Genomic DNA, 25,036 nt, shown 5'->3' with positions numbered 1-25,036 from the left:
TTAAACTCTGTTGTATAAGATGTATAGGGTTTTATAAAAGCGTCCGCACCATGATGTTCATATTGTTTAATCCAATTTAATAAAACTGTATGATGCAAACCTAGGGATTTTGCAATAGACTTTACTCCCTCTGTCCCCTGTTGATAGCGTATAACCGCATCTATTTTTTCCTCTGTAGTAAATTTAGACATATAAAAACTGCACCTCCAATTGTTAGCTGTGTGTCTAACAATTGGGGTGCAGTTCATGAGCTCAGGTGGATTATTCCTGCCTAGCCGATCCCCCTTAGAGGGAACCGTCTATTACTGGACCAAACATGTGACAGCATGTTTGTTCTTTTTTAGTTTATAATTTGTATACCATTATTATAGCCGTTCCAGCATCTTTTGCAATTTTTTAAGAGGCACTTTTAAAAGCCTTAAATAGGTCAACAAATCGGGGTCATTACCTGCAGTCCTCTGGGAGGAGGACTATAAACGGGCAAATACAGGGTAAACAAACGTCCTGAGAAGGGGCGTAGAGTAGAGGATGCCCGCTATGGTATTGTTACGGTGACCAGGAACATTATGTGACCGCTGTAACTCTTTTTTTCCTATTAGATTTAATGGGGTTCTTGCCAATCGTTTTTAGTTTACTTTTTGTTAAGTTTTTTCATAAAAATGGAAGGTTCTTTTTTACTGTGAAATCGCTCTTTTAAAAAGTTTCTTAAATTTTTCTCTATCCTCTGATGTTAAAGGTTTTGGACCCTTTGTACGCTTTCCGCTTTTTCGAGCCATAGCACTCAAATAACGTGTTTGTAATAATTGGTCAATGTTTTCATTTGTATAGCTGAACCCACTATGGTGAAGTACCGTACAACCTTTTGCTAAACCCAGCGAAGCAAGACCATAATCTTGCGTAACGATGATATCTCCTTTTTCGGCTAACTTCATGATTCGATAATCCGCAGCATCTGCTCCAGAGTCGACATAAATGGTTTCTACACTCGATGGTTGTTGCGTATTAGAAAAATGAGAGAAGCTAGTAACAAGGGTAATAGGAATTTCCGCCTTCGTACCTTCAGAGATAATGATATCTTTTACCGGACAAGCATCTGCATCGACATAAATTTTCAAACATATCTCCCCATTGTAAAGTTTGAATTGATAATAATGATAAATTTAGCCTTTGTCAAACCGATAAAGATTTGGGTTGCAAAGAGGGTGATGCTGAATGACAGTTTTTTATGCTTTAATGCTTGTTAGATTATGAATGATCTACTTAATATTGCACGTATCTCCTATTCAATTTATTAATTCTACATTCGTTACATTAATTCTAAAAGGATAAGATTCTCGTACCTCACCCTCATAATCTACTCTTATCTTATCGCCAACTTGAAATGTTGCGTTGCTGTTAACGGAAAGATTCACAAAAACACGGTTACCTGATTTAAGGATTTCCCCCTGATCTACATTCACAATGGCATTTTGATCACTCTTTTCCTCAATGGTACCTATAAAAAATCCTGTTGCTTTATCAACCTTTATTTCGTTGTCGTTAGGGTCAGTATTTACAGGTGTACAAGCGACTAATAAGCCAATAATAAAAGTTAACAATAAAAACCTATTTTTCAATCTCATACAAGCCTCCCGTAGTAAGCATTTATTCTATTAATGAAAACCAGTATAATCCTGAATTTGCCGCAAATATAAAAGACTACCGTAGTCGATATATCGGTCGAATTTAGTTCATACCTTAATATAAAGTTTTTATATGTGACAAGCAACCGAGAGGGGAGTTATATTATAAATAGTCTGAATAGTAGATAATTTAGTTTGAAAGGGATTTTTTTGAGAAAAATGTGAGGAGGAATAAAGGATGAAACATATTATTGTGGAAACGAAAGATGGGGTTCGTAGACTAACACTAAACAGACCTGAGCGTCTGAATGCCGTAAATGATACGCTCAGTCATGAGATTATTCAGGCCATTACAGAGGCTTCTGCTGACGATGAGGTACGTGTCATTGTCATTACCGGCAGTGGACGAGGATTCTGTGCAGGTCTTGATTTGACTGATTATTCGACGAAAAATCAGGATATTCAATCACGTCATCAGAAATTAGATGAATTGGGTTGGGTGGGACATCAAGCATTGGGGATTGTTCATTGTGATAAGCCGGTTGTGGCTGCCATTAATGGAATTGCGGCTGGTGCAGGACTCGCGCTCGCTTTAGCTTGTGACATCCGGTTCATGTCTGCGGATGCAAGGGTTACAACTGGATACATTCGCCGAGGTCTCAGCCCTGATGCGGGAATGAGTTATTTTTTACCGCGGTTAGTCGGGCAGGCAAAAGCTGCCGAATTGATTTTTACTGGTCGGGACATTTACCCTGAGGAAGCGGAACGAATTGGATTAGTGAACGGTGTATTTCCGGCTGAAGAATTACAGGAACAGGTGATGAATTTTGCCAGGGAACTCGCGGCAGGGCCCCCGATTGCAATGACACTTTCGAAGAGATTGCTAGCTGCAAGCCCTGACACAGATCTTACAACGATTTTAAAACAAGAGTTCGCGTTTATTAAACAATGTTTTGGGACTAAAGACGTTCAGGAAGGGGTTCAATCCTTTGCCGAGAAAAGAAAGCCTGTGTTCCGAGGCGAATAGGTGAATCTCTGGATTTAATTGAACCATTCCAATGTACGATACCTGGAAAGTGCCGGGCACCCTCATTATTTACTTCTGCTGGCACTTTTTATTTTTATTTTTATTTTTGAACCCTCGTCGTCCAACTGAAGCAAAGATGTTTCAAACCAATTCTCACTGAAATGCTTATCAGTTACAAACTACTCATTTTTTTGATACCATATTTTTTAGAAAGAATCTTAAATTGAATAGAGGGAATGGAAGATGACAGACGCGGGATTAGTTCTTGAAGGCGGCGGCATGCGTGGATTATATACAGCGGGAGTGCTTGAATATTTTATGAGTCAAGATCTATACTTCCCGTACGTAATTGGTGTATCTGCTGGAGCTTGCATGGGTGCTTCCTATCTTTCAAGACAAGCAGGACGGAACAAAGAGGTAAATCTCGGCTACATTGAGGATAAGCGTTACTTATCCTTTTCGAATTTTATTAAAAAGCGGGAACTGTTTGGAATGGACTTTTTATTTGATGAAATCCCAAATAAATTGGTACCCTTTGATATGGATACCTTTATCAAAAGCCCTGAGCAATTTGTGATTGTCACAACGGATTGCGAAACAGGTAAGCCCGTTTATTTTGAAAAAGAGCACCAAAGTGAACATCTGACTAAACTCTTGAGAGCATCAAGTTCATTGCCTTTTGTAGCGCCAAGTGTGGAATACAAAAACCAGCAGCTTTTAGACGGCGGGATTGTGGACCCTATTCCGATCAAAAAAGCTGAGAACGATGGCTATAGAAAAAATGTAATTATCTTAACGAAACCACAGGGCTATTTTAAACGGCCGCCAAGTAAGATGTCTGCTATTTTCAAGTACAAGCAGCATCCTAAAATTAATGACCTATTGAAAGTGCGATACAAACACTATAATGAAACCCTAGAATATATTCATAGACAGGAAGAGCTAGGAAACCTATTTGTGATTAGACCAAGCATGGAGATGCCGGTCGGAAGGGTGGAACGCAACAAGGAACGATTAGAACGCCTTTACGAATTGGGTTTGAAAGACGCAAAGGAACAATTTAATAGGCTAGAAAGCTTTTTAGCGAAGAATAGATAAAAAAATTAATTGCCAGGCACTCTCCAGAAAATGGGGAGGTGCCTGGCACTTTTTTAATTATTAACACACTTTTTTAAGTTTTCGGACAACCTGCTTGTATTGCTTCAAGGAATACACGGTGCCGATAAAGCAATTCTTCATCTTGAAGTCTGAGGAAATATACAGAATGGCAAGAGTGGGAAAAAATTTATTTGTGCGAAAACGAAGGTCCTTCCAATAGACGAAATATCCATTTTTCCAAGCCCGAACAAAAGGATAGGCGAATTGGGTGCTGGACAGAAAATCAGAAACGGAAGGATGGTTTTGGCTATCTGAAACCAGTTCTGGAAAGTGTATTTCCTTTGATAAGGTATGTTCAATGTGCAGGCTTCCATCACAATAGACCCCAAATAAAAAATCTTCCTTTGTCTCAATTAGAACGTCCCAATGAAACAAGGACGTACGTGGAATCAATTTAATCCGGAGCGACCGGATGAAGTGATGCTCTAATTTTCTTTTTATCAAAAATGCGTAAACTGTTCGGACCAAAACATATAGGAAGATAAAAAGATAGATAATCAGAAAGGTTTTTCCAGGTTCATAGAAAAGAAGCAGGCCAAATCCTAGCACATGAAAGAAAAAAATGGTCGGGTCGAATAAGGGGAGTGAATCAAAGGCAATCCATTTTTTAGAGAAAGGGAGTAAGACCTGTGTCCCGTGCACGTTAAACAAATCAAAGAAGACATGCAGAATAACGGCTAAGAAGGTCCAAAAAAATAGATGGGTAAAAGATGATACGGTGAAAAATGAGAAAATGATACCTGAAACGGCGGCACTCCATAAAGGTAAAGCAAGAATCGAATGGGACCATGCTCGGTGGTTTCGGTAATAGCTGCCTTTTCCTTTCATACGATAAATAAAGTCAAAATCAGGTGCATTGGAACCTATGACCGTACCGATAACAACGGCTTGTGACAGGGCAGCATCATTCGCGATAACAGGATCAATTTGAGCAAGAGCACCTAACCCAAACCCCATCATGATGTGAGACGTTGTATCCATTTTATCCCTCCACTCAAAATGTAGGCTTTCTCTATATTATATTTGGAGATGGTTTCTTCTTTATTACTCAAATGTAAAAGGTATATATATTTTTTGTAAGTAAAAAAATAACAGGCAATCACCTGTCATTTTTTAAATAAGCCTATATCACAATGGATTTATACGATGGAAGCAGATAGCGTTCGATAAAGTCAGCCAAACCATCTTGTTCGTGGTGTCCAGTAACAAAATCAGCGGCTGCTTTCACCTCTTTGCTTGCGTTCCCCATTGCCACACCGGTACCTACATGAAGAAGCATTTGAATATCATTGGGTCCGTCTCCAATGGCAACCGCTTCATTTGGACTAATTCGAAATGCGTGCAGCAACCTTTTGATCGCAGACCATTTCGATACATTATGTGCAACCAGTTCAAATCCATTACTCCAATCGATCACTTCGGCTTCTTTTTTAAACAAAGCAGAGAATTTCGGACTTGGTTCGCCAGTCAGCACACTATATTTAAGGACATCTTGATAATTTGCCTGTCTTAAATCTCCAATATACCGCGGAGGGATGTTCCCAACTTGTGTCCAGTATTCAATTTCTTCATTGGTTTCCTTACAATAGATCCCATCTGCTGTATGAATAATGACATTACAAGGATTTTCGGCTGTCAGTTGGTGAAATCGAGCTTGGTCCACTTGAACGGTTTGCATATGCATCGCTTTCCCAGTCACCGCATCATGAATAGCGGCACCGTTCAAACAGATCATTGGAGACCGTAATCCTATTTCTTTGTGATAGGGAGCGGTTACTTCATAATGGCGGCCAGTAGCCAAGAAAACCTTAACACCCTGATTCACGAGGCTATGAATCGCCTCCATATTTCGGCTGGAAATGTCGTTTGAGGCTGTTAGAAGTGTACCATCCATATCAATAAATACTGCACGCACATTCATTTTTGCTGCCTCCCTTCGTTGGTAAACCCATCATACCATGTGAATATTAAAGGCTTGTAAATTCAGTGTTCAGATTAAATAAATTTCAGGCTCCCCCCAGAATATTGGAAGGTACCTGACAATTTTTATGTTAAGTATTTATCAAGAAACTGGACAACACGGCGCGTATATTCTTTTTTATTCTGAGGATAAGAATGAATGTGTTGACATCCTTCCGTTAGCCATAATTCTTTACGATTGGCAGAGGAGACCGAATGGAATAAACTTTTACTTTCGGTATAAGGAATGGCTTCGTCTGTTTTACTGTGAATGAATAGGAAAGACTTCCCTTTTGCATTCTTAACATGATTGATTGGAGACACTTCAGTAGGGTCAATTTTAAGAAGTTTTCGCATAGAGTGATAAATAATTGGTGTAAAGGGATTTTTCGGCAATTTGGACCAATAAGAAAGATTTTCTTTTAAAAACGGCCCTAAATCACTAAAGGGACTATCAGCAATGATGGCAGAAACTCCAGGATGTTCGCACCCGGCAATAAGGGCCGTGGAAGCACCCATACTCCAACCAAGAAGCGCAATCTTTTTCTGACTTTTTTTCTGAATGGCATAATCAATCGCCGCATATAAATCGTGGTTTTCAAAGAACCCCAACCCCGTTGTTCTTCCTTTTGATTTGCCGGCATTTCGAAAATCAAACATCAACACATTATATCCCTGTTCCGTAAGAATTCGAGCAAGTTTGAGTCCTTCAATCTTATTCATGGAACGTTCATTCATATAACCGTGTGCTGTAATGACTGTTTTTTTGCTTTGCTGTGAAGCGGCGGGAATCCACCAGCCTGCCAGCTTAACTTGGTCTTTTCTGCTGTGAAATTCAATTTCGTCGAAAACCATGCCATAATCCTTCGGGCTTTTCGTCGTTTTTGCAGGAAAGGGATGCGTTAGATACAAACCGATGCTAAGAGGGGGGAGAAAAAATATAAATGGTACTGCCAACAACGGCCCCCAGAGGGATTTACTTTTTTTCTCCTTTTTCTCCTCATCCATCCTAACTCCTCCTGTCCATTTTAAGTTTTCGGTACATTATCATATGCCGATGAACAAAAAACGGAAAACTCTAAAGTCCTAATTTGGATTATTTATGGTAATTTATAAGATTAGAACGTATTTGCAGAGCGATCTTCGCATATTTCATTGTTGAACAGTCTGGCGCTTTTCTTAAATAAGAAGGCGTCTTTTTACATGTACAACACATTTAGGGATTGAGTTTAATGAGGTGTAAAAAAGGTGAATGAAGGGAGAAACAATTTCTTGGTGGAATTATCAAATAAGTAATGGGTGCGGCAATTATCCAATAAGGGTTATCGCAATTTTTTTGTTCCGCTGCTTTTTCTTTAACAGGAAGACCTTCAGTTAGTTATGCGTGTAAGTGTGTAGAACCAAAATCAGTTGAAAACGAGTTAGAATGGTCTGATACAGTTTTTAAAGGGAAAAATAATTGAAATGAAACAAGATAAACACTCAAGAAAAATTCTGTTTGAGGTAACAAACATGAGTAAATCGGCGTTTTCGCTTCTTTTATTGAGGGAGGATAGTTGAAGAAGGATATTTTCTGTTTTAAGCCATTAGAATTTCAAATAAGCCTTACACGAACACAGGTATTGAAAATAACAGGAACATAGGAGGTATGAGATATGAGGTTGCCTAACGGGTAGCTTTCCTTTAAGCCAAATACAGCTCGTATCTTAATTGTTGCTGCATTTTTTTATCTTTGCTGAAAATAATAAGTTCAGGGGTGATAAAATGGCAACTGCTAAAATAGGGGACAATATTATATTTAAGCGTGATGGGGAAAGCTATGAAGGAACTGTTACGGTTGTAAGAGAAAATTCTGTTATTGTTGAGTACGGATACAATAAGAAAAAAGATGAACCTATTACAACCATAGTCAATCATAAAAATTATAAAATTACGAATGAAAATTTGTGAACAACTATACTTAAAGTAATGGGGCGTTGATCTAAGGATTAACGCTCTTTTTTGTAGAACTTATTGAACTAACGGGTAGTTGAAGAAGGAATGTCACTGTCTTACCAAGACACACTTAATACGGTTTACAAAAAACGCCCAGAATTAGCTTCTGAGCGTCTGATTCGTTATTCTTTAAAAAATGGATATAATTTTTATTTAATTTGTTCGTTGTTGAGTGACTCCAATACTTAGATAACTATATCTAAACCCCTTAATCTGCTGGAGTTTCAAATTTTCCCTCTTGATAATCCCGATAAGCCTGTCGTATTTCTTCTTCTGTATTCATTACAAAAGGTCCATATGCTACTACAGGCTCTTTGATAGGTTCACCTGCAAATAGAACAAGTCGTAAGTTTTCGTTTGCAGAAACATGAATACTACTCATATTCTCAGCATCTGCGGAACCTATGCAATAGTAACAGAATCCTTATTGAAGTAACGGGAGGTTAGTTAAATTACGATTTATAAAAAATTATTGGTTAAAGTACCATTGACTAAACAAGTTAATTTAACTAAAATATTTTTAACTTATGAAAACGGAATATAGAGCGATGAAGAGAAGAGTAATTTTGATTAATTATTCACAGAGAGCTCCTGTTGGTGGAATGGAGTAATAATTAGCTTAATGAAAAAGCCTCGGAGCTTCGCACGGATCTAAGCTTGGTTATTCTTAGTGATACTGCGACGGGATCTCCCGATAAAGAGATAGGGTATAATCAATTTATTTTATTGACGTACCTAAAGAGGTTGGTATGGTAACATATCAACAAACTGAGGTGGTACCACGAAGCTAAACTCTCGTCCTCAAGATGAACAATCTTGGGGGTGGGAGTTTTTTTGTTGATAAAAAATATTGTCTAATTGATAAATGATCAAATAACAGGAGGTAAATAAAATGGGTAACGAACAAAGAACAAGAAGAATAGAGAAACTAGAAACTTTAATGACCCTGGGAATAACAGCCTATCCCGAAAAATTTTCGGCAAACTACGAGCTTAACGAAGCTGCAAGACTTGAGGATGAAAAAACGGGAGTAAGAGTTGCGGGCCGAATAATGAGTATTAGGGATTTTAAAAAACTGAGTTTTATTACGATCTCAAACATTAATGGGAGCCTTCAGCTACTTTTAAAAAAAGAAGAAGTTGGTGATGGACCCTTTGAACAATTTTTTGAGTTTGTAGATATTGGGGACTTCATAGGTGTTGAAGGGCGAATGTATTCGACAAAAACAGGTGAGAAAACATTGCGGATCGAAAACTATGTATTTCTTGGAAAGGCATTACGAACTTTGCCTGAGAAGTGGCACGGATTAAGTAATGTTGAACTTCGATATAGACAGCGTTACTTAGATTTAATGATGACGAAAGACACTCAAAGTCGATTGTTAACCAGAACAATGATGGTTCGTGCTATTCGCAGATTTTTTGAGGAAAAAGGCTTTTTGGAAGTTGAAACACCAGTATTGCAACATACATCATCGGGTGCAATAGCTGAGCCTTTTAAAACGTTTCATAACGCTTTAGACACTGAATTAAATTTAAGAATAGCTCCAGAAACATATTTGAAGAGATTAATTGTTGGTGGTTTTACCAAAGTATTTGAATTTGCAAAGTGTTTCAGAAATGAAGGGATCAGCCCTCAGCATCTTCAAGAGTTTACCATGGTTGAAGGCTATGCGGCATATTGGAATTATGAGGACACAATGAAATTAATGCGTGAAATGCTTCTGAATGTGCTTGAACAAACATTTAATACAACGACAATAATGATACAAGGTCAAGCTATTGATTTTTCATTAAAGTGGGAAGTTGTCTCATTCCGAGATTTAATTTTAAAAGACACAGGAATTGATATTGACCTTTATCCTGATGTTAAGGATTTATACCAAGAAACAAAGGAAAAAAATGTTCAATTAGATCACCCTGATATTGAATCTTTAGGGATAGGTAATTTTATTGATCTTCTTTACAAAAAAATGTGCAGACCCAAACTTATCAAGCCAACCTTTTTAATCCATCATCCAATTGATTTATCTCCATTGGCTCGTGCAAATGATCATAACCCTACTATTACAGATCGATTTCAATTGGTGGTTAACGGAGCTGAAATTATAAATGCCTATTCTGAGTTAGTTGATCCACTTGAACAAAGAAGAAGACTGGAAGAACAGGCTATACTTAAAAATAATGGAGATATAGAAGCTATGGAGATGGACGAAGATTATGTAGTTGCTATGGAATATGGCATGCCGCCAATTTCAGGCTGGGGATTTGGCATTGAACGTTTGCTAATGGTGTTAACTGATAGTGATACGATTAAAGATTGCGTTTTGTTTCCATTAACTAAAAAATTATAATCAACAAGATAATTGGATATTTAATTGGAGGTGGTAAACGGAAGTCTCAGTTACCACCTTTTTTAAAAGGGTGTAAATTAGAAAATTATTTTTCGTGTCTTACACCCCTAAATGACAATAAAGCTGTTTTTAATGAGGCATAAGAACCTATAGCCGCATATCCATAGAACCACCCCATAAAAATACCTGCTACTAGATGATGTCTGTGACTGATAAAAATTGAAATACTTAATCCTAAAATAAGAGCAATAGTGGGTACAAATTTTTTGGGAATCTTCAGAATCACTTTTAGTATTTCAGTAATAATCATTATTAACGGGACTGCTATTACAGCATCCCAAAAATTAGTTTGTATCGTAGGGAAATCCATTTGGAACACACCTTTTTACATTCATTATGTCCTTATTATAGAAAAATAATAGTGAGTACATGGATAGGTGAACAGTAAGAAATACAATTCAGCGAACGGGGGGATTAGTTAAAGAATGAGGGTTCCTTGCAATCAATTTCAACAAATGTTATTCTATAGATGAATTATTTTTGTTCGGTGTATAGGATGGTATAGTAAAACTTTTCGTCTTGATGATCACTGAGAGCAAGGATAGTAATACATTGTGTGTACGAACACAGTAGGAGGCAACAAACATGGAAAAAGGTAAAGTAAAATGGTTTAATGGTGAAAAAGGTTTCGGATTCATCGAACGTGAAGGTGGAGAAGATGTATTCGTTCATTTCTCAGCGATCCAAGGCGAAGGGTATAAAACATTAGAAGAAGGTCAAGAAGTGACTTTTGATGTTGAGCAAGGCCAACGTGGAGCGCAAGCAGCTAACGTTCGTAAGGCTTAATAACAATGACAAAATGGACAGGCTCTTTTTTTAGAGTCTGTCTTTTATTTTTCTTTTTAAAGTAGAATATAATGGGGTGAATGTGTGAGTAAAGCTAAGGGGAAAAGCGGAATAGGCAGAGGAACAGACAAGAAAGGATGGAATCGTTGGCAAGCTAGTGCAAACAAAGCAAAGAGTGCCAAACCCTATATAAGTAAAGGTACAAAAAAAACGGATAGTGCCAAGACCACGAAGAATAGTTAAAAGAAGTGAGGGACCATACTGGTTCTTTTTTTTTGTTCCTAAATGGGGCAGTGTAATGACATGCAGTAAAACGATTTGTAAAGAAGGAATATCAGAATATTAATAATCTTGCCAAAAAGTGAATAAGGTAAAACAGTATATTCTCCGAAGGGGGAGTCAAAATGAAACAATTTAGAAAATGGATAAATCGGACGTTCAATCATGATCCCAGAAAAAAAATGACTCTCGTTATGGGAGCTCAATACGAACCGCAAATATTTGGACAACCAGTTGAACGAAACCAAACTTCGTTAATAAGGAACAGAGATGCCGAAAAATACTTTCGTCCTTCCTCCCTCCCTATTAAAAATACCCTCGTCAAGAACAGCCAATTTTTTGATCCCTATTATGAAAAAGACTACAAGGAAATTAAACTCCCTGCAACATTAATTCGGACTCCTGATGAAACGGTTTTATACTACTTTAGTATTTTAAGAGAGGCAGAAAACCTCACTCAAAACCAGTTGGGGGGGTGCGGAACTGTAGGGATGGCAAAGTTGCCCTATCCAATAGCTTATAACTTTTTTACTAAAGACTATCAGAAAAGGGTTTCCTATAATGAATATCTTCGATCGTTTGCTGGAATTGGACATCTAAATTTAATTAAGATGAACAGACTGCCTTATGAAAAAGACATTGTTCCTTATTTCATTGAGCTAGAAAGCATCGAAGGTTCATCAAAAGGTGTCACCTATTTTGCATATTATTACGGCTATGTCCAATTAAAAAAAGTTCAAAACCTGTATAAAATGGACCAGATGAAATTGTACGGAGAGGACTTCCTATGTGCCCCCTATCATCTTTGGCAGCATGATGCAGAAGCAGTCGTTGCGATTATGTATGGAGAATGGTGCAAATTAATAAAAAAACAGCTGCCTACTAAACAAGATGGTTACGTCAAAACTATTGATTTTATTGGTACGGATGGAGCCGATTATCGCTTTATCTTTTATCAATTAACAAATGATACAGATGTATTAATTTCTCAATATAAAAAGGATTCTCTAGGAAACTGGGATTCCATCCGAATTGACCCTATCAAATGTCTGAAAAAATAAGCGTGATAGTAAAGAAACTCGAGCCGCCATTTGCTTGAAGACCATTGGCAACCTTTTTTGAATTGTTCACCAACATGACACAATCGATTTCAAAATCAAGCAATCCCGCAGTTCTTGGAATACTGGGGCGCACCACCCATCGACACCATTCCATGCCATGGAGATATGCACTGTTATATCGACGGAGAAAAACACGTATTTAAGCATGGGTGTATAAAAGATGATTTTATAAGAGAATTTCCGGGGTATGAAGCTGATGTTGAGAAGCTTTTTGGCATAATGGAAACAATCAATAAGGAAATGTTTTCAGGGACGGAAGCGCCAGAACCTCCATATGATATGAGTCTGTTTGAGCTAATTCGGTTTGGAATAAAGTCCAAAAAACAGAAACCATTGTTTATGAAATATGGTAATAAAGCCAGCATGGTTCTATTATGGGATGGTCGGCAGAAGAGAAAGAGTATGGAAAATTTATAAAACAGACAACGGCTATTAAAAATTTATATTTGGTTGGACAATGGGTGTTTCCCGGTTTTGGTGTGGAAGGGGTGATGGCGAGTGGCTTTTATCTGGCCAAGGAGATTTTAAAAGGTGACGGGATCGATTTGAAGAAGGAATTCACAGATCATTTCAAAAATGGTATTAAATAACAAAGGCATCACTTATTGCGAAACTCTTCACAATAAGTTAGGAAGAAGAGGTCGCTAAAAATTAATTTATCATGGATATCCTCGTTAGGATCAATAAGGAAGGGACAACGATCATTATTGTGACCCATGATGCAAAGGTGGCAGCAAGAGCAAGACGAGTGATATTCCTGATAGATGGCAATATTCATGATGAACTGATTTTGGGAAAATTTGATGGTGGTGAACAGCAAAAGTCAATCCGTGAGAAAAAGTTAGCAGATTGGTTGGGAACGCAGGGATTCTAGAATAAATCAAGTGCCAGGCACCTTCCAGAAAATCGGAAGATGCTTGGCACATTTTAATTTCAACTTTAGCCATTCTCGAAATGTTAATTTGATGTTCCATTGTTTATTGTTTAAACATAAAATAATGAACAGTAACAGGAGAACAGGAGGGAATTTGGATGGCTTCGATTGTTAATGTAGGAATGTTGAACATAAATTCTCCTCAACCTAGTTCCGCTATATTTGTTGGTGAAGGTATTGTAAATGGAATGGATGCGAACAGGAAATACAATTTAAATACAGGGGGAATTTACGGTATTAACACCGTTAATTTAGGAAATATAAATAATAATAATGATAGCTTTGAAGTCATCGACGGGGTGATCTTTGATCAGGACTTTAAGCCAAGCGCTCCCGTGAATGCATAAACAATTAGGAAGACACGGATTTTAGTCTATTGAACAACCCAAGATTCATGAACATAAATAGATTCATAATGAACTTTAAGGTGGTGAACCCTCAATGGTAAAGACTACAAATTTTAATTTTACGGGTAATATTCATGTTCAAACAATGGAGAGACAATGTGGTATTTTTATCGGGGAGCAAAACACCGCCATCGGTTGGAGTGCTCATGGCAAGCAAAACAACGTGATCGGAACTATTGGCGGACGATCTAATGTTCTATATCGCAATATATCGATCCTAATCGACCCTGACGTAGTAGATACTCCTATAGATGATCGGGACATTCATATTGCCCTTGACCAATCAAATGATGAAAGCAACACAACGAATCTAAATCTTAATAGTGTAAACGTCAATTCCATGCAGCCAAGCAGCACAGTATTCGTTGGCAAAGGGCTTGTTAATGGGATTGATGCAAATCAAAAACAAAATGCAAACCACGCTAACATAAATGGGAATCATAATCGGCTAATGAATAATGTCAATTTAAATAATGATCAAGATCAGGTCGATGCCATCATGGATGATCGAGATATCAAAATTACAAACATTGAAAAAGAATAATGCAAAAGGATGCTTCGATGATCGAAACATCCTTTTTTAAATATCCAATGTGGATTTCATAGTAATAACACAGTAATACTGACATTAAATAGATTGACCTTGCACGCCAGGTAGTATGTCTGGGTCAACAATTTGTGCATCAAATAAATCATTGTCAATTATATTTGTCCAATTGGTTATGTTCCAAAAAACTCCAGCCTGCTGCCCCACTCCATTGTTTGTCTTCCTATGTGAAGACCAACCGAATTGTTGATTTTCTCCAACGTTAACTCCAGCATTGGTATTTTGTTGATTTACGTTTATTGCCCCAAAAGAAAAAGAAATGGCCACAAAAATATCCCCCTATTTAGACATTTAATCTTATATTTTATCTATGAGTTAATGTTAGATATCGTAAACTTAATAATCTTTATATACTATGCAGACGGCTATAATTTGACCAACCATTTTTAGTTAGAAACATATAACATTATGCGAGTGGGTAAGTAACTGCAGCGGAAATCTTATGAAAATGTACTAATAGCCAAAAATAACCAGGAGGACTCCATTTAAATGGCTAAGAACAAAGACATAAATAAAATCATACTTTATTAAAGTAAGACATTTTCCTTTACCTAATCAAATCCGCACCTGGGACACTTGCCAAATCGTAAACGGTAAGTTGGAGGCTAATGATGCAAAAAAAAATCATAAATAATTTAATCATCAAGGGAATATCTGTAAATAACATAGATACAACATCTGGAATCTTTGTTGGGATTAATAATGTAAATAATTGGTCTTCACATCAGAAAAATAATCATGGCTTTGGTTCCGTGTCTAATTCACAAGTCTCGGAAAACTTTAGCATGGTTATCGATAACGATGTCATTGACACGCCTATTGAAAATCATGTAGTGACTTATGTGGATGGAAAGGGGGATCTACAGAAAGTGGATCCCCCGATAGAAAATAATGCAGTGACTTACATCGACAGCAGGCAGGATATACAAAAAATTGATGTTAAGGAAATAAACACGAACAGTTTATTTACAAATTCAGCCATTTCAGTTGGAGAGAATATACTAAACGGATGGAGTGCGCACAGAAAGACAAATGAAGGAACTGGCAGTGCGGCAGGTATTACGCAGCAAACTTCCAATGCCAATATCGTAATTGACAATGATGTAATGGACGGTCTAATGAGCGATAACCTTCAAAATTAAAATTCGACAGAAATTGGGGTGATTTTTTTGGCGATTCCTATAGCAATCGGAGCAATTAACGTTAATCATCAAGATACCAACTCTTCGATTTCTGTAGGTGAAAATCAGCTAACTGGATGGTCAGCTCACAGGAAGACGAATAATGGATTTGCTCAACAAAGTGGTATCATTACAAATACCTTGAATTACACGATTATTATTGATAATGATTTAAGTGATGGGAATATACTGGATCCCGATTTTATACCTGGTGCTCAGGCGCAGGTACTTTAAGCGAAGATGTAAAGTACCTGCCTATAGTTATTTAAAGAGATTTATTGACCTTTTAGGCATTACCTTTATAAACCAAACATATGGTTAAATAGAGGACTAGCTTATAGGGAGGTTTTCAATAAGTGATAAAGCCTCATTTGCGTTCTAATGTCAAACAGATGTTAGGAGATGATTTCTCCGAACTGTTGCATGAAATCTCACCATTTGTGGAACCCAGGATGGATATATATAAATCAAATCAGAACTTCATACTTGCAATGGAACTGGCTGGTGCCAAGAAAGAGGACATCTCTGTAAAACGAATGGATCGCACTTTAATCATTGAAGGACACATTAACCAAGATTATATGGATGATAAGATAAAAGTGATAAGCAGTGAACGGTTTTACGGTTTTTTTCGAAGAGAAGTATCTATTCCGGAAGAATGCCATGTGGAACAGCTTCAAGCCATTTTTGAAAGGGGAATACTCTTCATTACCATCCCTTTTTTTAAAAAATAAAGAGGAGAATGTTCATGACTTCCATTAAATATGGTTCATTAAAAATTAACGAAATAAAAAACTCTTCCGGATTAATGGTGGGAACAAATATTATAAAGGGAAGAAAAAGCGAATCTGTCGTCAATGAAGGGTTTGGTATCATTAAAGGAAATAAGAATAAAGTCCAATCAAATGCGGGATTTATAGAGAAACACTCGTAAAAGGGAATGGAGATTGATGGACCAAGAAAATTTACTAAAAAAACTTGATCAATTATTCCAAAAGATTACCACACTTGAGAAATCCATCCAGGATAAAAACAATCCATCCGTCATTATAAAAATGGACGTGAAAGATCTTCATCTACAACAATTAAACATTGAGGAACTAGCTTTCCAGCTTGAAAAGCTGGATATAAAAGAGTTAAGTGGCATGTTAAACCTCGGGAATACATTCTCTCCCCATGTCCATCCGAAACAGGTTCCTAAAACCCCAACTGTTCAAAAGAATCCACAGCAGCAAGAAACAGGAGAAAAGGACGATATTCAAATAAACATAAATGGAAAACCAGTGTCATATACCATACTTTAGGGAAAGGATGTTGGGCGTGAAACGTTTTTCCCCCGCTTTTTTTATTGGATCGATTTCTATCGGAACGGTAGAAGGTGCCTCCTGTGTAAATCTAGGAAACAATCTTCCTAGCGGTTTTGTCAATTATAAAAAACAAACCCAAGGATTTGGCTCGATAACGGGTGACCATAATGATATCCACGAAATTTTAGCTTCCATCGATGAGAATGCGATTAGTGATATCTTCCATTATGATTTATTGGAGCACCAACCAAATGGACAGGCATTAGATCAGATTCAAAATGAGATGTTAAACTCAGAACTTACGATTGAAGAAGAGAGTGAAGAGAATAGCGAACAGTGACAGTCACTGTTCGCTATTGATCTCTAGTTTGTTAAACAAACTCATTTCAACATTTTCATAATTTTGATAGCCACATCGATTTTCACAAGGTCATCTAAAAGATTAAAATCAACATTTAGAAGAGATTCGATTTTTTTAATCCGTTTTCTTAATGTGTTGGGATGAATAAACAGCTGTTCGGCCGTTGCATTTATGTCGGCATTATTTGTGAAGAACGCTTCTACTGTATCAAGGTAGAAATCCTCATTCTCTTGATCCATTCTAATTAATTCACCCAAAGTTTCTTGATAATAATCGTGCAAAATATCATTATGAATGTTGGCCAGCAGCCTGGCGATGCCGATGTCCTCAAAATGCAGCACAGCCCGGTGCTTCGTTTCATATTTCCCGAGCTCCAAGGCCACTTTCGCTTCATAAAAACTTCGAAAGCATTCCATATTCGATGGATGCTGACGGCCTAGGCCAATCTGGAAGTCGATCCCCGAAAAGGTAGTCTTGAGACTATGGAGGATTTTTTCAGCCAATGAAACCATATACTCCTTTTGATTTTTCCCCGTAATCGCAGGCGAGTCAAACACAATCAGGACAATGAACCCTTGAATGGGAAAGGCGATAAGCGTGTGAAAATGGGCCTGTACAACCGAACGAATTTGACTGATGATCTGGTTTTGATCGATTGTGCCACCAGTAAATGTGGCAGTCACATTCATTCGCACGGCCATTAACTGAGTTGGTTTCGTGAAGTCCCAGCCCCATTGCCTGCCCAACGAGAGCAACGTCTGCTCGGATTCAATATTGTTGTATAAAAGATTCGTAAGAAATTGTTCTTTGTAAGACTGATGAGCACGAAGGACGGCCTCTTCATTTTTTAACAAAGAAATGAGTGCAGGAATGGCATTTGTCAGCTGTTCAATCGTTACATCGAGCATCATACCCGGCCGGATGGAAATGAATATAAACCCATAAAGCTGTTCCTCTGATTGCAGTCGAATCAGGAGAACCTCCCCGGCCGCATCCTTAAGCATAAAAAAAACATCAGTCCTTGATTTTGCTTCCTGATAATAGCTTGCTTGAAGGTCTATTCTTTGTTCCTCTGGACCTGATTTCCCATTCCAGTTCTTCATATAAAAATGTTTATCCAAAAAGTGGATCTCTTCGCCAATGATGGCGCCCAATCTGGATAAAAGTCCACTTAACCCCCGTCTTTGTCCTAATTGAAGCCAGTAATTCGCAGAACGTTCCCAAACCAGGTGAAAAAATCCCATCGATTTAAGCTGCTGCAGGTCCGTGATTGCTTTTTTCAAGCTGTCCGGATTGGAGACAGGTACAGTTAATATTGGCTTACCAATGGTTTCAGCCATTTGTAAGATCGCTGGGGAGAGGATTAGCTCTTCAGCACCATAAAAAAGGATTCCTTGAACGTTTGGCTGTGGAAGGTAGTCAGCCAATAACGAACGTGCATCGCCGCATTTAGGCAACAATAATAGACTTGCAGCCTCCAACGCATCGGTTGGCGCAGCAGCCTGGGCGATAAATCTGTCCTTGCCTTTCCACCCGGCGATAATTTCCGCTTGGTCAAAAGGGGAGGAGCTAACGATTTCCTGAAACACCAACATGATGGTTTCCTCCTTCTGTACAGCACCAAAAATGCTGGATCTCTTCTTTTCGAGTCTGAAAGCGAATGGAAGGATTGGTCACTTTTTTCATCTCAAAGCCATGTACGGCTTTTTCATAATGCGTATTACTTGGATCAAGAATATCAATGATTTCAAGTGCTTTAACCGGGCAGGCCGAGACGCAAATGGGCAATTTGTTATGCATCTGGCGCTCGTAGCACATATTGCATTTATCTGCTTTTGCCGTAATCGGGTTGATCACAATCGCATCAAAAGGACAGGCAGTCACGCATTTTCCGCATCCCGAACACTTGGCTTGGTCAATCAAAACAATCCCGTTCGGCTTCTTTTTAATGCAGCTTTCTGGGCAAACAGCAAGGCAAGCTGGATTTTGGCAATGGTTGCAGGCCATTGAAAAATGATGAAAACTGTGCCCTGCAGTCACAACACCAGGAACATCATGGATTTTTCTGCGAAATGTATCATCATAGCCATGTTCATTTTTACAGGAGAATTCGCAGGAGCGACATCCTAAACATTTTTCGACATGGACAAGAAATCCGAGTTGTTTCATAAAATGATCACCTTTTTAGTCTCAAATAAATAAGTTTTCCCTTTATACTTAGTATAAATAGTTTTTAATCAGCAGAGTGGCAAAACATCGTACAAGTTTTTAACAATTTATCGTTGGAAGGAGATTACCCCATGGAAAAGACGTACACCATCACCCGCCATGTTTGTCCCCGAAATTGCTATAGTTCCTGCAGCATGCTGGGGTATTCTGTAAATGGCCGTTTAAAAAAGGTTTCCGGCGATCACCAGCATGGCTACACAAACGGGCTTCTCTGTGCCAAAGGGTATAATTATTTGCACCATGTTTACCATCCCGACCGGATTAAATATCCAATGATGCAAGTGCCACGGGGGAGCGGGAACTGGCAGCGAATCTCCTGGACGGAGGCCATCGATGTCATTTCAGGAAAAATTATGGAGCTCTATAAACGCTATGGTTCACATCTTTCATTAGCCTTAAATAAATATTCTGGGAATATGGGCGTCCTGCATCATGCAATGGAGGGCTTCTTTAACGGATTGGGGGAAACCTCCCGAGCTATCGGCAATCCATGTTGGGCCCCGGGGATGGACGCCCTTTATTATGATTTCGGCGAACACCACACATCAGATATATCGGATGTTCGTCATGCAAAAACGATTATCTTGTGGGGAATTAATCCTGTTTGGACCTCGATTCATTCGATGCCCTATATCATCGCGGCCCGGCAACAAGGGGCGAAGGTCATTACGATTGATCCAGTCTACACCGAGACGGCAAAGAAATCAGATGCCTATATCCAGATTAAGCCTCGCAGTGACGGAGCACTGGCACTTGCGGTTGCCAAGTACGTGTTGGAGCATAACCTGTATGACGCTGAATTTATCCGGAACTATACCCATGGCTGGACAGAATTAGCGGAATACCTAAATGGTTGTTCCATGGAGGAGGCGCTCAATCAATGTGGCCAAACGATGGAAGTGATCCAATACTTGGCCGAGCAGCTTACCAAAAATAAACCAGCCTATATTTGGGCAGGGTTTGGCATGCAGCGCAACCAAAATGGCGGCCAAAATATACGCGCCATCAATGCCCTTGCCGCCATCACGGGGAATCTGGGCCGGAAAGGGAGCGGCGTTCAATTTGGACAACGGGCGAGCTGGAAATTCAGCTACAGCATTCTGAACCATGTGCCGTTTGATAAGCAAAAACAAACAGGGGTTCGGCCGCTTGATTTTAATGATTTTGCCAATGAACTGCAAAGGCATCAGAATCCTCCCGTTAAATTTCTGTGGATTACGAGCCGAAATTTGCTCACTCAAAGCGGGAATGTCGAAAAGCTCAAGCAATCGCTGCAGCAATTGGAGCTCATTGTGACGCTTGAGCATTTTTTAACCGAGACGGCGGCATGGTCCGATATTGTTTTGCCCGCTACCACTCAATTCGAAGAATGGGATGTGATGGCCAGTTATTGGCACCATTGGATCAGCATCAACCAGCCGGCCATCAGTCCTTACTATGAGAGCAAGAGCGAGATGGAAATAGCCCGTATGCTGTCCAAACGGTTAAATAGTTATGAGGAGAATTTCAGTGCGTTTCCAACCGACCTGAGTGATGAGGATTTCATTGACCAGGAATTTACCGAAGAATTTTACGAAGCGTTGCAAATTCAACACTGGCGGGAATTAGTGGACGGCGGCCCACGGAGGGTGAATCTCCCGAAAACCGCTTGGGAATCCTTGGAGTTCAAAACGCCTTCAGGAAAAATAGAGTTATTTTCCACACAGGCAGAAGCCGAACAGCTTTCACCCTTTGGGATGGCGCTGCTTGGGGAGCAAAATAAACAGGAATATCCTTATATTTTATTGTTAAATCATGAGCCGTTCCGGATCAATTCGCAATTTCAAAACCTGTATTCCTATAAGCAAATCAATCAGGAGCCATGCATTTATCTGCATCCTGTATTGGCTAGGGACAAAGGGATTCAATCAAATTCATTGGTTAAGCTGTTCAATGCCCATGGACAAATTACGATTCGAGCCAAATACTCGGAGGATTTAGAGTATCACACACTTGTCATACATCCGAATCATCCTCTGGTAAATCAACTGGTGGGCTTTATTCCGGCAGACATGGGGAAAAAGGTAACTGGTGGCAACGGAAATGCACTCAATGATCTGTACGTGAATATTGAAAAACTGTCTTAAAAAAGTATACCGGGTTTATTTATCGCCGTTTAAATTATTAGTTCATTCCTATTTTTTTATAATTAATTCTCAGGAAATATGAAATCTAGTATTGGCGACCGACATTGGTTGAATGGAGCACTTCTGGTAGTCAATGAGGTAGTTGGCTACCCAAATTTTGTATTCCATAAGTGTAAATGCGTGTGCATTACATTGTTAATATATAGTTTGCACCGCTATATTTAAGCCGTAAGACAAAGTATGGACGGATTCAGTTATTGCAAAAAACAGCAGCTGAATCAATGTCCATACTTTTTTCCTTTCTTGAGAAAAATGTGGCGAAAATATTGTGAAATGTTGAACAAAAAGTGACAAGAGCTTCCGTTTGATTGTTTTTACACCAACAGCCGCAAAAGTCTGTAAACACTTCTACATTTGCTCACTTCTTAACATGGTATGCTGAAGTCACAATCCAGAAGGGAGTAAAAACGATGATGAAAAAGTTTCTATTTCTCCTACTTAGCGTCGTATTCGCAGCTTCACTGACCGGCTGCAACGAGCAGGCAAATGAGGATGTAAAAGCGAAAATCCAATCCTTCCCTAATGAAAATTATACGGGTGACCCGAATCCCGTCGTAAAAGAGGAAATGAAATTAACCGACGAGGAAAAAGCCGAATTGCAAAAGCTGCAACAAGAAATTTTGTCCGAAAAAGAAGGAGAATCCCATGACTGAAAACTGTAACGACAAGCAGCAGGATCGATTCGAGCTTTACCAGCTTCTTTGGCATTACTATCGGGGTGACCTGCTGAATTTAACAGTTAGAGAATGGGCGACAGTGACCGCGTTTCTATCAAGCAAGCCCACTCTAAGCCAGAATGATTGGGGGGCAAAAGCGATAAACCTGCTCGAAACCATCAACAATCAATCATTGGAAACCTTTCCATTCGATTTTAACCGGCTGTTTGTCGGCCCGAACAAACTATTGGCTTCCCCCTATGAATCTAGCTATCGAAACACCGAAGGCACAGTAATGCAGACAGAGACATTAAAGGTGCGTAACTTCTACTACCACGAAGGCTTGCAGGTTGACCGGGAGGGGCAGCACCCTGATGATCATCTCCAATTTGAATTGGAATTTATACTGCATTTAATCCAATTGGCGGAGAAAAAGGAAATCCTGCGGCTGTTTTTGCACAACCATCTATTGAAATGGTATGAGGCCCATTGCCGCAGAATTGAGGAGCATAGCCAAAATGTGATGACCTTGGCGTTTGCTTATTTATTGAGAGGATTTTTACAAAAGGAAACCATGTTATTGAAAGAAGAGGAGGCCGCCTTATGCTAAAAGAATCGATTACACGCCGAAATTTCATAAAAGGTTCCGCTTCACTAACAGCCCTTTTGGGACTAGGGGCAGCCAGCAGTCAGGCGCCAAAGGGACTCGTTCCGAAAGCGGCGGCGAAAACAAACGGAAAAGTGCAGCAATTCTATAATGCTTGTCCGCGAAATTGCTATGATACATGTTCGATCTTAACAACCGTTGAAGATGGCAGAATTACCTTTATCACTGGAAATGAGAACAACACCTATACGAAAGGGCGGCTTTGTGTAAAGGGAAATACGTATCCCCGTGTCGTTTATTCACCCGACCGGATTAAATATCCGATGCGACAAAAGGGGCGGGGAAGCGGCAATTGGGAACGGATTAGCTGGGGTGAAGCCTACACCATCATTTCCAAAAAGATTTTGGAAATCAAAAAGGAATATGGCAGTACCCTACCGATTTGTCTCAATAAATATTCCGGCAACTTTAATATCTTAAACTACGCAACAGAAGGAATGATGTCGAGTATCGGCTATACCACCCGTGCCCAGGGAACACCATGTGATCCTGCCGGTTCTGATGCCCAGGGCTTTGATATGGGAGTCGCCTATAATAGTGATCCAGAGCATTTTCTCGACGCTGACTATATCATCCTATGGGGAGCAAACCCAGCCTGGACCTCGGCGCACTCGATGTATTTTATTGAGCAGGCGAAGGAGCGCGGGACAAAGCTCGTCGTGATTGACCCGCTGATTACCCAAACAGCCTCAAAAGCCGACGAATACATCCAGATTAAAGCAAGTACAGATGGGGCGCTGGCGCTAGGAATGATCCGCTATATATTCGATCATCAATTGTTCGACAAGAATTGGGTCGCCGAAAATTCAATCGGCTTCTCCGAATTCTTTGCCTATGTAAACAAGAATATCACCGTTGAATGGGCCGCAGAAAAAACCGGTGTCCCACAGGCGGTGATTGAACGCCTGGCCCGTGAATACGCGACAGCCAAACCAGCAAACATTTGGATTGGTTTCGGCATGCAGCGCCACGTGAACGGCGGCGCCATGGTCCGAGCTATCGATGCCCTTGCAGCCATCACCGGAAACATTGGCAAACGCGGCGGCGGTGTCAACTATATTGGCGGTGAAACATGGGGCTTCAATTACCATACGATGAGCTTTGGCGCACCGGAAGGAAGCGGCGGTGAAGCGGATCGCATGGTGAATATGAACAATTTCGGAGCACAGGTGCTGGCAGCGGATGAACCGCCAATCAAGATGATGTGGATAGCCTGCCGCAATCCGATAGCGCAAGATCCGGAACCAAACGTTGTCAAAAAAGCCTTTGATCAGATGGATTTGGTCGTGACCGCCGATTTATATATGACGCAAACCGTGGAATATTCCGACATTGTTCTGCCGGTAACCACTCCATTTGAGTCGGTCGGGATCAATGTCAGCTACTGGCACTATTGGATGAATGTAAACGAACAAGCAATAAAACCACTTTATGAAGCGAAGAGTGACCTGGAAATTGCAATGGGTCTATCGAAAAAATTAAACGAGCTGGCTCCGGGGTCTTGTACATTCCCAACTTCCGGAAACCCGAAGGAATGGGTCGAAAAAGAGCTCAATGATGAAATAAAGGAATTGTTTAACATAGAAAGCTGGGAAGACCTTAGGAAAAAGGGCGGCACGGCTAAAGCAAATGAAAAGATTACAGTCGCCTGGGAGGACTTAAAGTTTAGAACGCCATCAGGCAAATATGAATTTTATTCCAAAAAGGCGGTTGAATACGGCCATCACCCGCTGCCTGTTTTTACGGAAGAGTATAAAGCGCCAAAGGAATATCCGATTCGCTGTATGTCTCCACACTGGAAGTTTGGGATTCATAGCCAATTCCAGCATCAAGATTGGCTGATGGCGATTCAGGATCATCCGTACCTCGAGATAAATCCTGAGCTGGCAAGGAAAAAGGGCATTCAGAACAATGACATCGTCAAAATTATCAATGAAACCGGCTATATGACACTACCGGCTAAGCTCACGAAGATGGTGCCGCCAGATACCGTTGTCATGTATGAAGGCTGGTGGAAAGGCGTCAATTATACGGAGAATATTACTGTAAAGGCATTGGCAGAAGATATGGGTGAATATCAAAAAGGGCAGCGCGGAATTGCCTTTCACGATAACTTTGTCAACATTGAAAAAGCGTAAGGA

At 39.6% G+C, this 25,036-nt stretch carries 31 protein-coding genes, 1 pseudogene and 1 other annotated feature; of the genes and pseudogenes, 21 read left to right on the top strand and 11 right to left on the bottom strand.

Annotated elements, in window-relative coordinates; translation table 11 throughout:
- The 3 genes from M3234_RS26855 to M3234_RS26845 form a co-directional block, all read right to left on the bottom strand.
- Positions 1–191: transposase (locus tag M3234_RS26855; RefSeq protein WP_262307613.1), on the bottom strand; the 191-nt coding region annotated here is incomplete at its 3' end.
- Positions 192–674: 483 nt separating this feature from the next.
- The gene (locus M3234_RS26850; protein WP_262307612.1) at positions 675–1,115 is read right to left on the bottom strand and encodes a YaiI/YqxD family protein; all 441 of its coding nucleotides are present in this window, start codon (positions 1,113–1,115) and stop codon (positions 675–677) included.
- 168 nt (positions 1,116–1,283) lie between these two features.
- The gene (locus tag M3234_RS26845) at positions 1,284–1,622 is read right to left on the bottom strand and encodes a YobA family protein (protein ID WP_262307611.1); all 339 of its coding nucleotides are present in this window, start codon (positions 1,620–1,622) and stop codon (positions 1,284–1,286) included.
- A gap of 238 nt (positions 1,623–1,860) precedes the next feature.
- Here M3234_RS26845 and M3234_RS26840 point away from each other — a divergent pair, with 238 nt between their 5' ends.
- Positions 1,861–2,649: an enoyl-CoA hydratase/isomerase family protein gene (locus tag M3234_RS26840; protein WP_262307610.1), complete on the top strand. Its 789-nt coding sequence runs from the start codon at positions 1,861–1,863 to the stop codon at positions 2,647–2,649.
- A gap of 243 nt (positions 2,650–2,892) precedes the next feature.
- Complete coding sequence (locus M3234_RS26835; protein ID WP_262307609.1) at positions 2,893–3,747, top strand: patatin-like phospholipase family protein; 855 nt, start codon at positions 2,893–2,895, stop codon at positions 3,745–3,747.
- A 60-nt stretch (positions 3,748–3,807) separates the two neighbouring features.
- Here M3234_RS26835 and M3234_RS26830 read toward each other — a convergent pair whose 3' ends face one another.
- From M3234_RS26830 to M3234_RS26820, 3 genes are all read right to left on the bottom strand, one after another.
- On the bottom strand, positions 3,808–4,788 hold the full coding sequence (locus M3234_RS26830; RefSeq protein WP_262307608.1) for a metal-dependent hydrolase: 981 nt from the start codon (positions 4,786–4,788) through the stop codon (positions 3,808–3,810).
- Between the two features lie 142 nt (positions 4,789–4,930).
- Positions 4,931–5,728 (bottom strand): HAD family hydrolase, encoded by a 798-nt coding sequence (locus M3234_RS26825; RefSeq protein WP_262307607.1) that lies wholly within the window; start codon positions 5,726–5,728, stop codon positions 4,931–4,933.
- Positions 5,729–5,853: 125 nt separating this feature from the next.
- The gene (locus M3234_RS26820; protein WP_262307606.1) at positions 5,854–6,774 is read right to left on the bottom strand and encodes an alpha/beta hydrolase; all 921 of its coding nucleotides are present in this window, start codon (positions 6,772–6,774) and stop codon (positions 5,854–5,856) included.
- A gap of 756 nt (positions 6,775–7,530) precedes the next feature.
- Here M3234_RS26820 and M3234_RS26815 point away from each other — a divergent pair.
- On the top strand, positions 7,531–7,716 hold the full coding sequence (locus M3234_RS26815; protein WP_262307605.1) for a YkvS family protein: 186 nt from the start codon (positions 7,531–7,533) through the stop codon (positions 7,714–7,716).
- 253 nt (positions 7,717–7,969) lie between these two features.
- On the opposite strand, the pseudogene M3234_RS26810 reads toward M3234_RS26815, so the two are convergent.
- Positions 7,970–8,140: pseudogene (locus M3234_RS26810) on the bottom strand (pirin-like C-terminal cupin domain-containing protein); the annotation flags it as partial.
- Between the two features lie 160 nt (positions 8,141–8,300).
- Positions 8,301–8,567 (top strand) — a binding site (T-box leader).
- Between the two features lie 86 nt (positions 8,568–8,653).
- On the opposite strand from M3234_RS26810, the gene lysS reads away from it, so the two are divergent.
- The gene (gene lysS, locus M3234_RS26805; RefSeq protein ID WP_262307604.1) at positions 8,654–10,114 is read left to right on the top strand and encodes a lysine--tRNA ligase; all 1,461 of its coding nucleotides are present in this window, start codon (positions 8,654–8,656) and stop codon (positions 10,112–10,114) included.
- A gap of 85 nt (positions 10,115–10,199) precedes the next feature.
- On the opposite strand, the gene M3234_RS26800 is transcribed toward lysS, so the two are convergent.
- Complete coding sequence (locus M3234_RS26800; protein WP_262307603.1) at positions 10,200–10,484, bottom strand: hypothetical protein; 285 nt, start codon at positions 10,482–10,484, stop codon at positions 10,200–10,202.
- Between the two features lie 275 nt (positions 10,485–10,759).
- Between M3234_RS26800 and M3234_RS26795 the strand changes: the two genes are divergently transcribed.
- The 7 genes from M3234_RS26795 (at position 10,760) to M3234_RS26765 (ending at position 14,245) form a co-directional block, all read left to right on the top strand.
- Entirely contained in the window at positions 10,760–10,960 is a 201-nt protein-coding gene (locus tag M3234_RS26795) for a cold-shock protein (RefSeq protein WP_027322326.1), read from the top strand.
- A gap of 84 nt (positions 10,961–11,044) precedes the next feature.
- Positions 11,045–11,203 (top strand): DUF3934 domain-containing protein, encoded by a 159-nt coding sequence (locus M3234_RS26790; RefSeq protein WP_262307602.1) that lies wholly within the window; start codon positions 11,045–11,047, stop codon positions 11,201–11,203.
- Positions 11,204–11,364: 161 nt separating this feature from the next.
- Positions 11,365–12,300: a hypothetical protein gene (locus M3234_RS26785; RefSeq protein WP_262307601.1), complete on the top strand. Its 936-nt coding sequence runs from the start codon at positions 11,365–11,367 to the stop codon at positions 12,298–12,300.
- Between the two features lie 434 nt (positions 12,301–12,734).
- Entirely contained in the window at positions 12,735–12,950 is a 216-nt protein-coding gene (locus tag M3234_RS26780; RefSeq protein ID WP_262307600.1) for a hypothetical protein, read from the top strand.
- Positions 12,951–13,021: 71 nt separating this feature from the next.
- Positions 13,022–13,234 carry a hypothetical protein gene (locus M3234_RS26775; RefSeq protein WP_262307599.1) on the top strand — a complete coding sequence of 71 codons (213 nt, stop codon included), beginning with the start codon at positions 13,022–13,024 and terminating at the stop codon, positions 13,232–13,234.
- Between the two features lie 158 nt (positions 13,235–13,392).
- Positions 13,393–13,641 carry a hypothetical protein gene (locus M3234_RS26770; RefSeq protein ID WP_262307598.1) on the top strand — a complete coding sequence of 83 codons (249 nt, stop codon included), beginning with the start codon at positions 13,393–13,395 and terminating at the stop codon, positions 13,639–13,641.
- 94 nt (positions 13,642–13,735) lie between these two features.
- A complete protein-coding gene (locus tag M3234_RS26765) occupies positions 13,736–14,245 on the top strand; it encodes a hypothetical protein (RefSeq protein WP_262307597.1) in 510 nt (169 codons plus the stop codon).
- Positions 14,246–14,329: 84 nt separating this feature from the next.
- Here the strand turns inward: M3234_RS26765 and M3234_RS26760 are convergent, their stop codons facing one another.
- Complete coding sequence (locus M3234_RS26760) at positions 14,330–14,575, bottom strand: hypothetical protein (RefSeq protein ID WP_262307596.1); 246 nt, start codon at positions 14,573–14,575, stop codon at positions 14,330–14,332.
- A 344-nt stretch (positions 14,576–14,919) separates the two neighbouring features.
- Here M3234_RS26760 and M3234_RS26755 point away from each other — a divergent pair, with 344 nt between their 5' ends.
- The 6 genes from M3234_RS26755 (at position 14,920) to M3234_RS26730 (ending at position 17,136) form a co-directional block, all read left to right on the top strand.
- Positions 14,920–15,450: a hypothetical protein gene (locus M3234_RS26755; protein WP_262307595.1), complete on the top strand. Its 531-nt coding sequence runs from the start codon at positions 14,920–14,922 to the stop codon at positions 15,448–15,450.
- Positions 15,451–15,477: 27 nt separating this feature from the next.
- On the top strand, positions 15,478–15,723 hold the full coding sequence (locus M3234_RS26750; protein WP_262307594.1) for a hypothetical protein: 246 nt from the start codon (positions 15,478–15,480) through the stop codon (positions 15,721–15,723).
- 122 nt (positions 15,724–15,845) lie between these two features.
- A complete protein-coding gene (locus M3234_RS26745) occupies positions 15,846–16,223 on the top strand; it encodes an Hsp20/alpha crystallin family protein (RefSeq protein WP_262307593.1) in 378 nt (125 codons plus the stop codon).
- Positions 16,224–16,237: 14 nt separating this feature from the next.
- The gene (locus M3234_RS26740) at positions 16,238–16,423 is read left to right on the top strand and encodes a hypothetical protein (protein WP_262307592.1); all 186 of its coding nucleotides are present in this window, start codon (positions 16,238–16,240) and stop codon (positions 16,421–16,423) included.
- Between the two features lie 16 nt (positions 16,424–16,439).
- Positions 16,440–16,793, top strand: coding sequence for a hypothetical protein (locus tag M3234_RS26735; protein ID WP_262307591.1), 354 nt, complete (start codon positions 16,440–16,442; stop codon positions 16,791–16,793).
- 16 nt (positions 16,794–16,809) lie between these two features.
- Entirely contained in the window at positions 16,810–17,136 is a 327-nt protein-coding gene (locus M3234_RS26730) for a hypothetical protein (RefSeq protein WP_262307590.1), read from the top strand.
- A 41-nt stretch (positions 17,137–17,177) separates the two neighbouring features.
- Here M3234_RS26730 and M3234_RS26725 read toward each other — a convergent pair whose 3' ends face one another.
- Positions 17,178–18,752, bottom strand: a complete 1,575-nt coding sequence (locus M3234_RS26725; RefSeq protein ID WP_262307589.1) for a PucR family transcriptional regulator — start codon at positions 18,750–18,752, stop codon at positions 17,178–17,180.
- A complete protein-coding gene (locus M3234_RS26720) occupies positions 18,727–19,326 on the bottom strand; it encodes a 4Fe-4S dicluster domain-containing protein (RefSeq protein ID WP_262307588.1) in 600 nt (199 codons plus the stop codon). Before M3234_RS26720 ends, M3234_RS26725 begins: the two co-directional genes overlap by 26 nt.
- A gap of 131 nt (positions 19,327–19,457) precedes the next feature.
- Here M3234_RS26720 and M3234_RS26715 point away from each other — a divergent pair, with 131 nt between their 5' ends.
- From M3234_RS26715 to M3234_RS26700, 4 genes are all read left to right on the top strand, one after another.
- On the top strand, positions 19,458–21,512 hold the full coding sequence (locus M3234_RS26715) for a molybdopterin-dependent oxidoreductase (RefSeq protein ID WP_262307587.1): 2,055 nt from the start codon (positions 19,458–19,460) through the stop codon (positions 21,510–21,512).
- Positions 21,513–21,982: 470 nt separating this feature from the next.
- Positions 21,983–22,225: a hypothetical protein gene (locus M3234_RS26710; protein ID WP_262307586.1), complete on the top strand. Its 243-nt coding sequence runs from the start codon at positions 21,983–21,985 to the stop codon at positions 22,223–22,225.
- Positions 22,218–22,838 carry a TorD/DmsD family molecular chaperone gene (locus M3234_RS26705; RefSeq protein WP_262307585.1) on the top strand — a complete coding sequence of 207 codons (621 nt, stop codon included), beginning with the start codon at positions 22,218–22,220 and terminating at the stop codon, positions 22,836–22,838. Before M3234_RS26710 ends, M3234_RS26705 begins: the two co-directional genes overlap by 8 nt.
- The gene (locus tag M3234_RS26700) at positions 22,832–25,033 is read left to right on the top strand and encodes a molybdopterin-dependent oxidoreductase (protein ID WP_262307584.1); all 2,202 of its coding nucleotides are present in this window, start codon (positions 22,832–22,834) and stop codon (positions 25,031–25,033) included. The genes M3234_RS26705 and M3234_RS26700 overlap by 7 nt, the downstream gene beginning before the upstream one ends.
- The last annotated feature ends 3 nt before the right edge of the window (positions 25,034–25,036 follow it).

It is taken from the genome of Neobacillus niacini, from assembly GCF_023715785.1.
GTDB classification, from domain to species: domain Bacteria; phylum Bacillota; class Bacilli; order Bacillales; family Cytobacillaceae; genus Neobacillus; species Neobacillus niacini_E.
The sequence above is the reverse complement of the archived record's forward strand: the minus strand, read 5'-3'. Positions and strand labels throughout refer to the sequence as shown.

Excerpts from the sequence above, each read along its gene's own strand:
- M3234_RS26845 (WP_262307611.1), bottom strand. The coding sequence starts at position 1,622 with ATGAGATTGAAAAATAGGTTTTTATTGTTAACTTTTATTATTGGCTTA.
- M3234_RS26840 (WP_262307610.1), top strand. The coding sequence starts at position 1,861 with ATGAAACATATTATTGTGGAAACGAAAGATGGGGTTCGTAGACTAACA.
- M3234_RS26835 (WP_262307609.1), top strand. The coding sequence starts at position 2,893 with ATGACAGACGCGGGATTAGTTCTTGAAGGCGGCGGCATGCGTGGATTA.
- M3234_RS26830 (WP_262307608.1), bottom strand. The coding sequence starts at position 4,788 with ATGGATACAACGTCTCACATCATGATGGGGTTTGGGTTAGGTGCTCTT.
- M3234_RS26825 (WP_262307607.1), bottom strand. The coding sequence starts at position 5,728 with ATGAATGTGCGTGCAGTATTTATTGATATGGATGGTACACTTCTAACA.
- M3234_RS26820 (WP_262307606.1), bottom strand. The coding sequence starts at position 6,774 with ATGGATGAGGAGAAAAAGGAGAAAAAAAGTAAATCCCTCTGGGGGCCG.
- M3234_RS26815 (WP_262307605.1), top strand. The coding sequence starts at position 7,531 with ATGGCAACTGCTAAAATAGGGGACAATATTATATTTAAGCGTGATGGG.
- lysS (WP_262307604.1), top strand. The coding sequence starts at position 8,654 with ATGGGTAACGAACAAAGAACAAGAAGAATAGAGAAACTAGAAACTTTA.
- M3234_RS26800 (WP_262307603.1), bottom strand. The coding sequence starts at position 10,484 with ATGGATTTCCCTACGATACAAACTAATTTTTGGGATGCTGTAATAGCA.
- M3234_RS26795 (WP_027322326.1), top strand. The coding sequence starts at position 10,760 with ATGGAAAAAGGTAAAGTAAAATGGTTTAATGGTGAAAAAGGTTTCGGA.
- M3234_RS26785 (WP_262307601.1), top strand. The coding sequence starts at position 11,365 with ATGAAACAATTTAGAAAATGGATAAATCGGACGTTCAATCATGATCCC.
- M3234_RS26780 (WP_262307600.1), top strand. The coding sequence starts at position 12,735 with ATGGGATGGTCGGCAGAAGAGAAAGAGTATGGAAAATTTATAAAACAG.
- M3234_RS26775 (WP_262307599.1), top strand. The coding sequence starts at position 13,022 with ATGGATATCCTCGTTAGGATCAATAAGGAAGGGACAACGATCATTATT.
- M3234_RS26770 (WP_262307598.1), top strand. The coding sequence starts at position 13,393 with ATGGCTTCGATTGTTAATGTAGGAATGTTGAACATAAATTCTCCTCAA.
- M3234_RS26765 (WP_262307597.1), top strand. The coding sequence starts at position 13,736 with ATGGTAAAGACTACAAATTTTAATTTTACGGGTAATATTCATGTTCAA.
- M3234_RS26755 (WP_262307595.1), top strand. The coding sequence starts at position 14,920 with ATGCAAAAAAAAATCATAAATAATTTAATCATCAAGGGAATATCTGTA.
- M3234_RS26740 (WP_262307592.1), top strand. The coding sequence starts at position 16,238 with ATGACTTCCATTAAATATGGTTCATTAAAAATTAACGAAATAAAAAAC.
- M3234_RS26735 (WP_262307591.1), top strand. The coding sequence starts at position 16,440 with ATGGACCAAGAAAATTTACTAAAAAAACTTGATCAATTATTCCAAAAG.
- M3234_RS26725 (WP_262307589.1), bottom strand. The coding sequence starts at position 18,752 with ATGTTGGTGTTTCAGGAAATCGTTAGCTCCTCCCCTTTTGACCAAGCG.
- M3234_RS26720 (WP_262307588.1), bottom strand. The coding sequence starts at position 19,326 with ATGAAACAACTCGGATTTCTTGTCCATGTCGAAAAATGTTTAGGATGT.
- M3234_RS26715 (WP_262307587.1), top strand. The coding sequence starts at position 19,458 with ATGGAAAAGACGTACACCATCACCCGCCATGTTTGTCCCCGAAATTGC.
- M3234_RS26710 (WP_262307586.1), top strand. The coding sequence starts at position 21,983 with ATGATGAAAAAGTTTCTATTTCTCCTACTTAGCGTCGTATTCGCAGCT.
- M3234_RS26705 (WP_262307585.1), top strand. The coding sequence starts at position 22,218 with ATGACTGAAAACTGTAACGACAAGCAGCAGGATCGATTCGAGCTTTAC.
- M3234_RS26700 (WP_262307584.1), top strand. The coding sequence starts at position 22,832 with ATGCTAAAAGAATCGATTACACGCCGAAATTTCATAAAAGGTTCCGCT.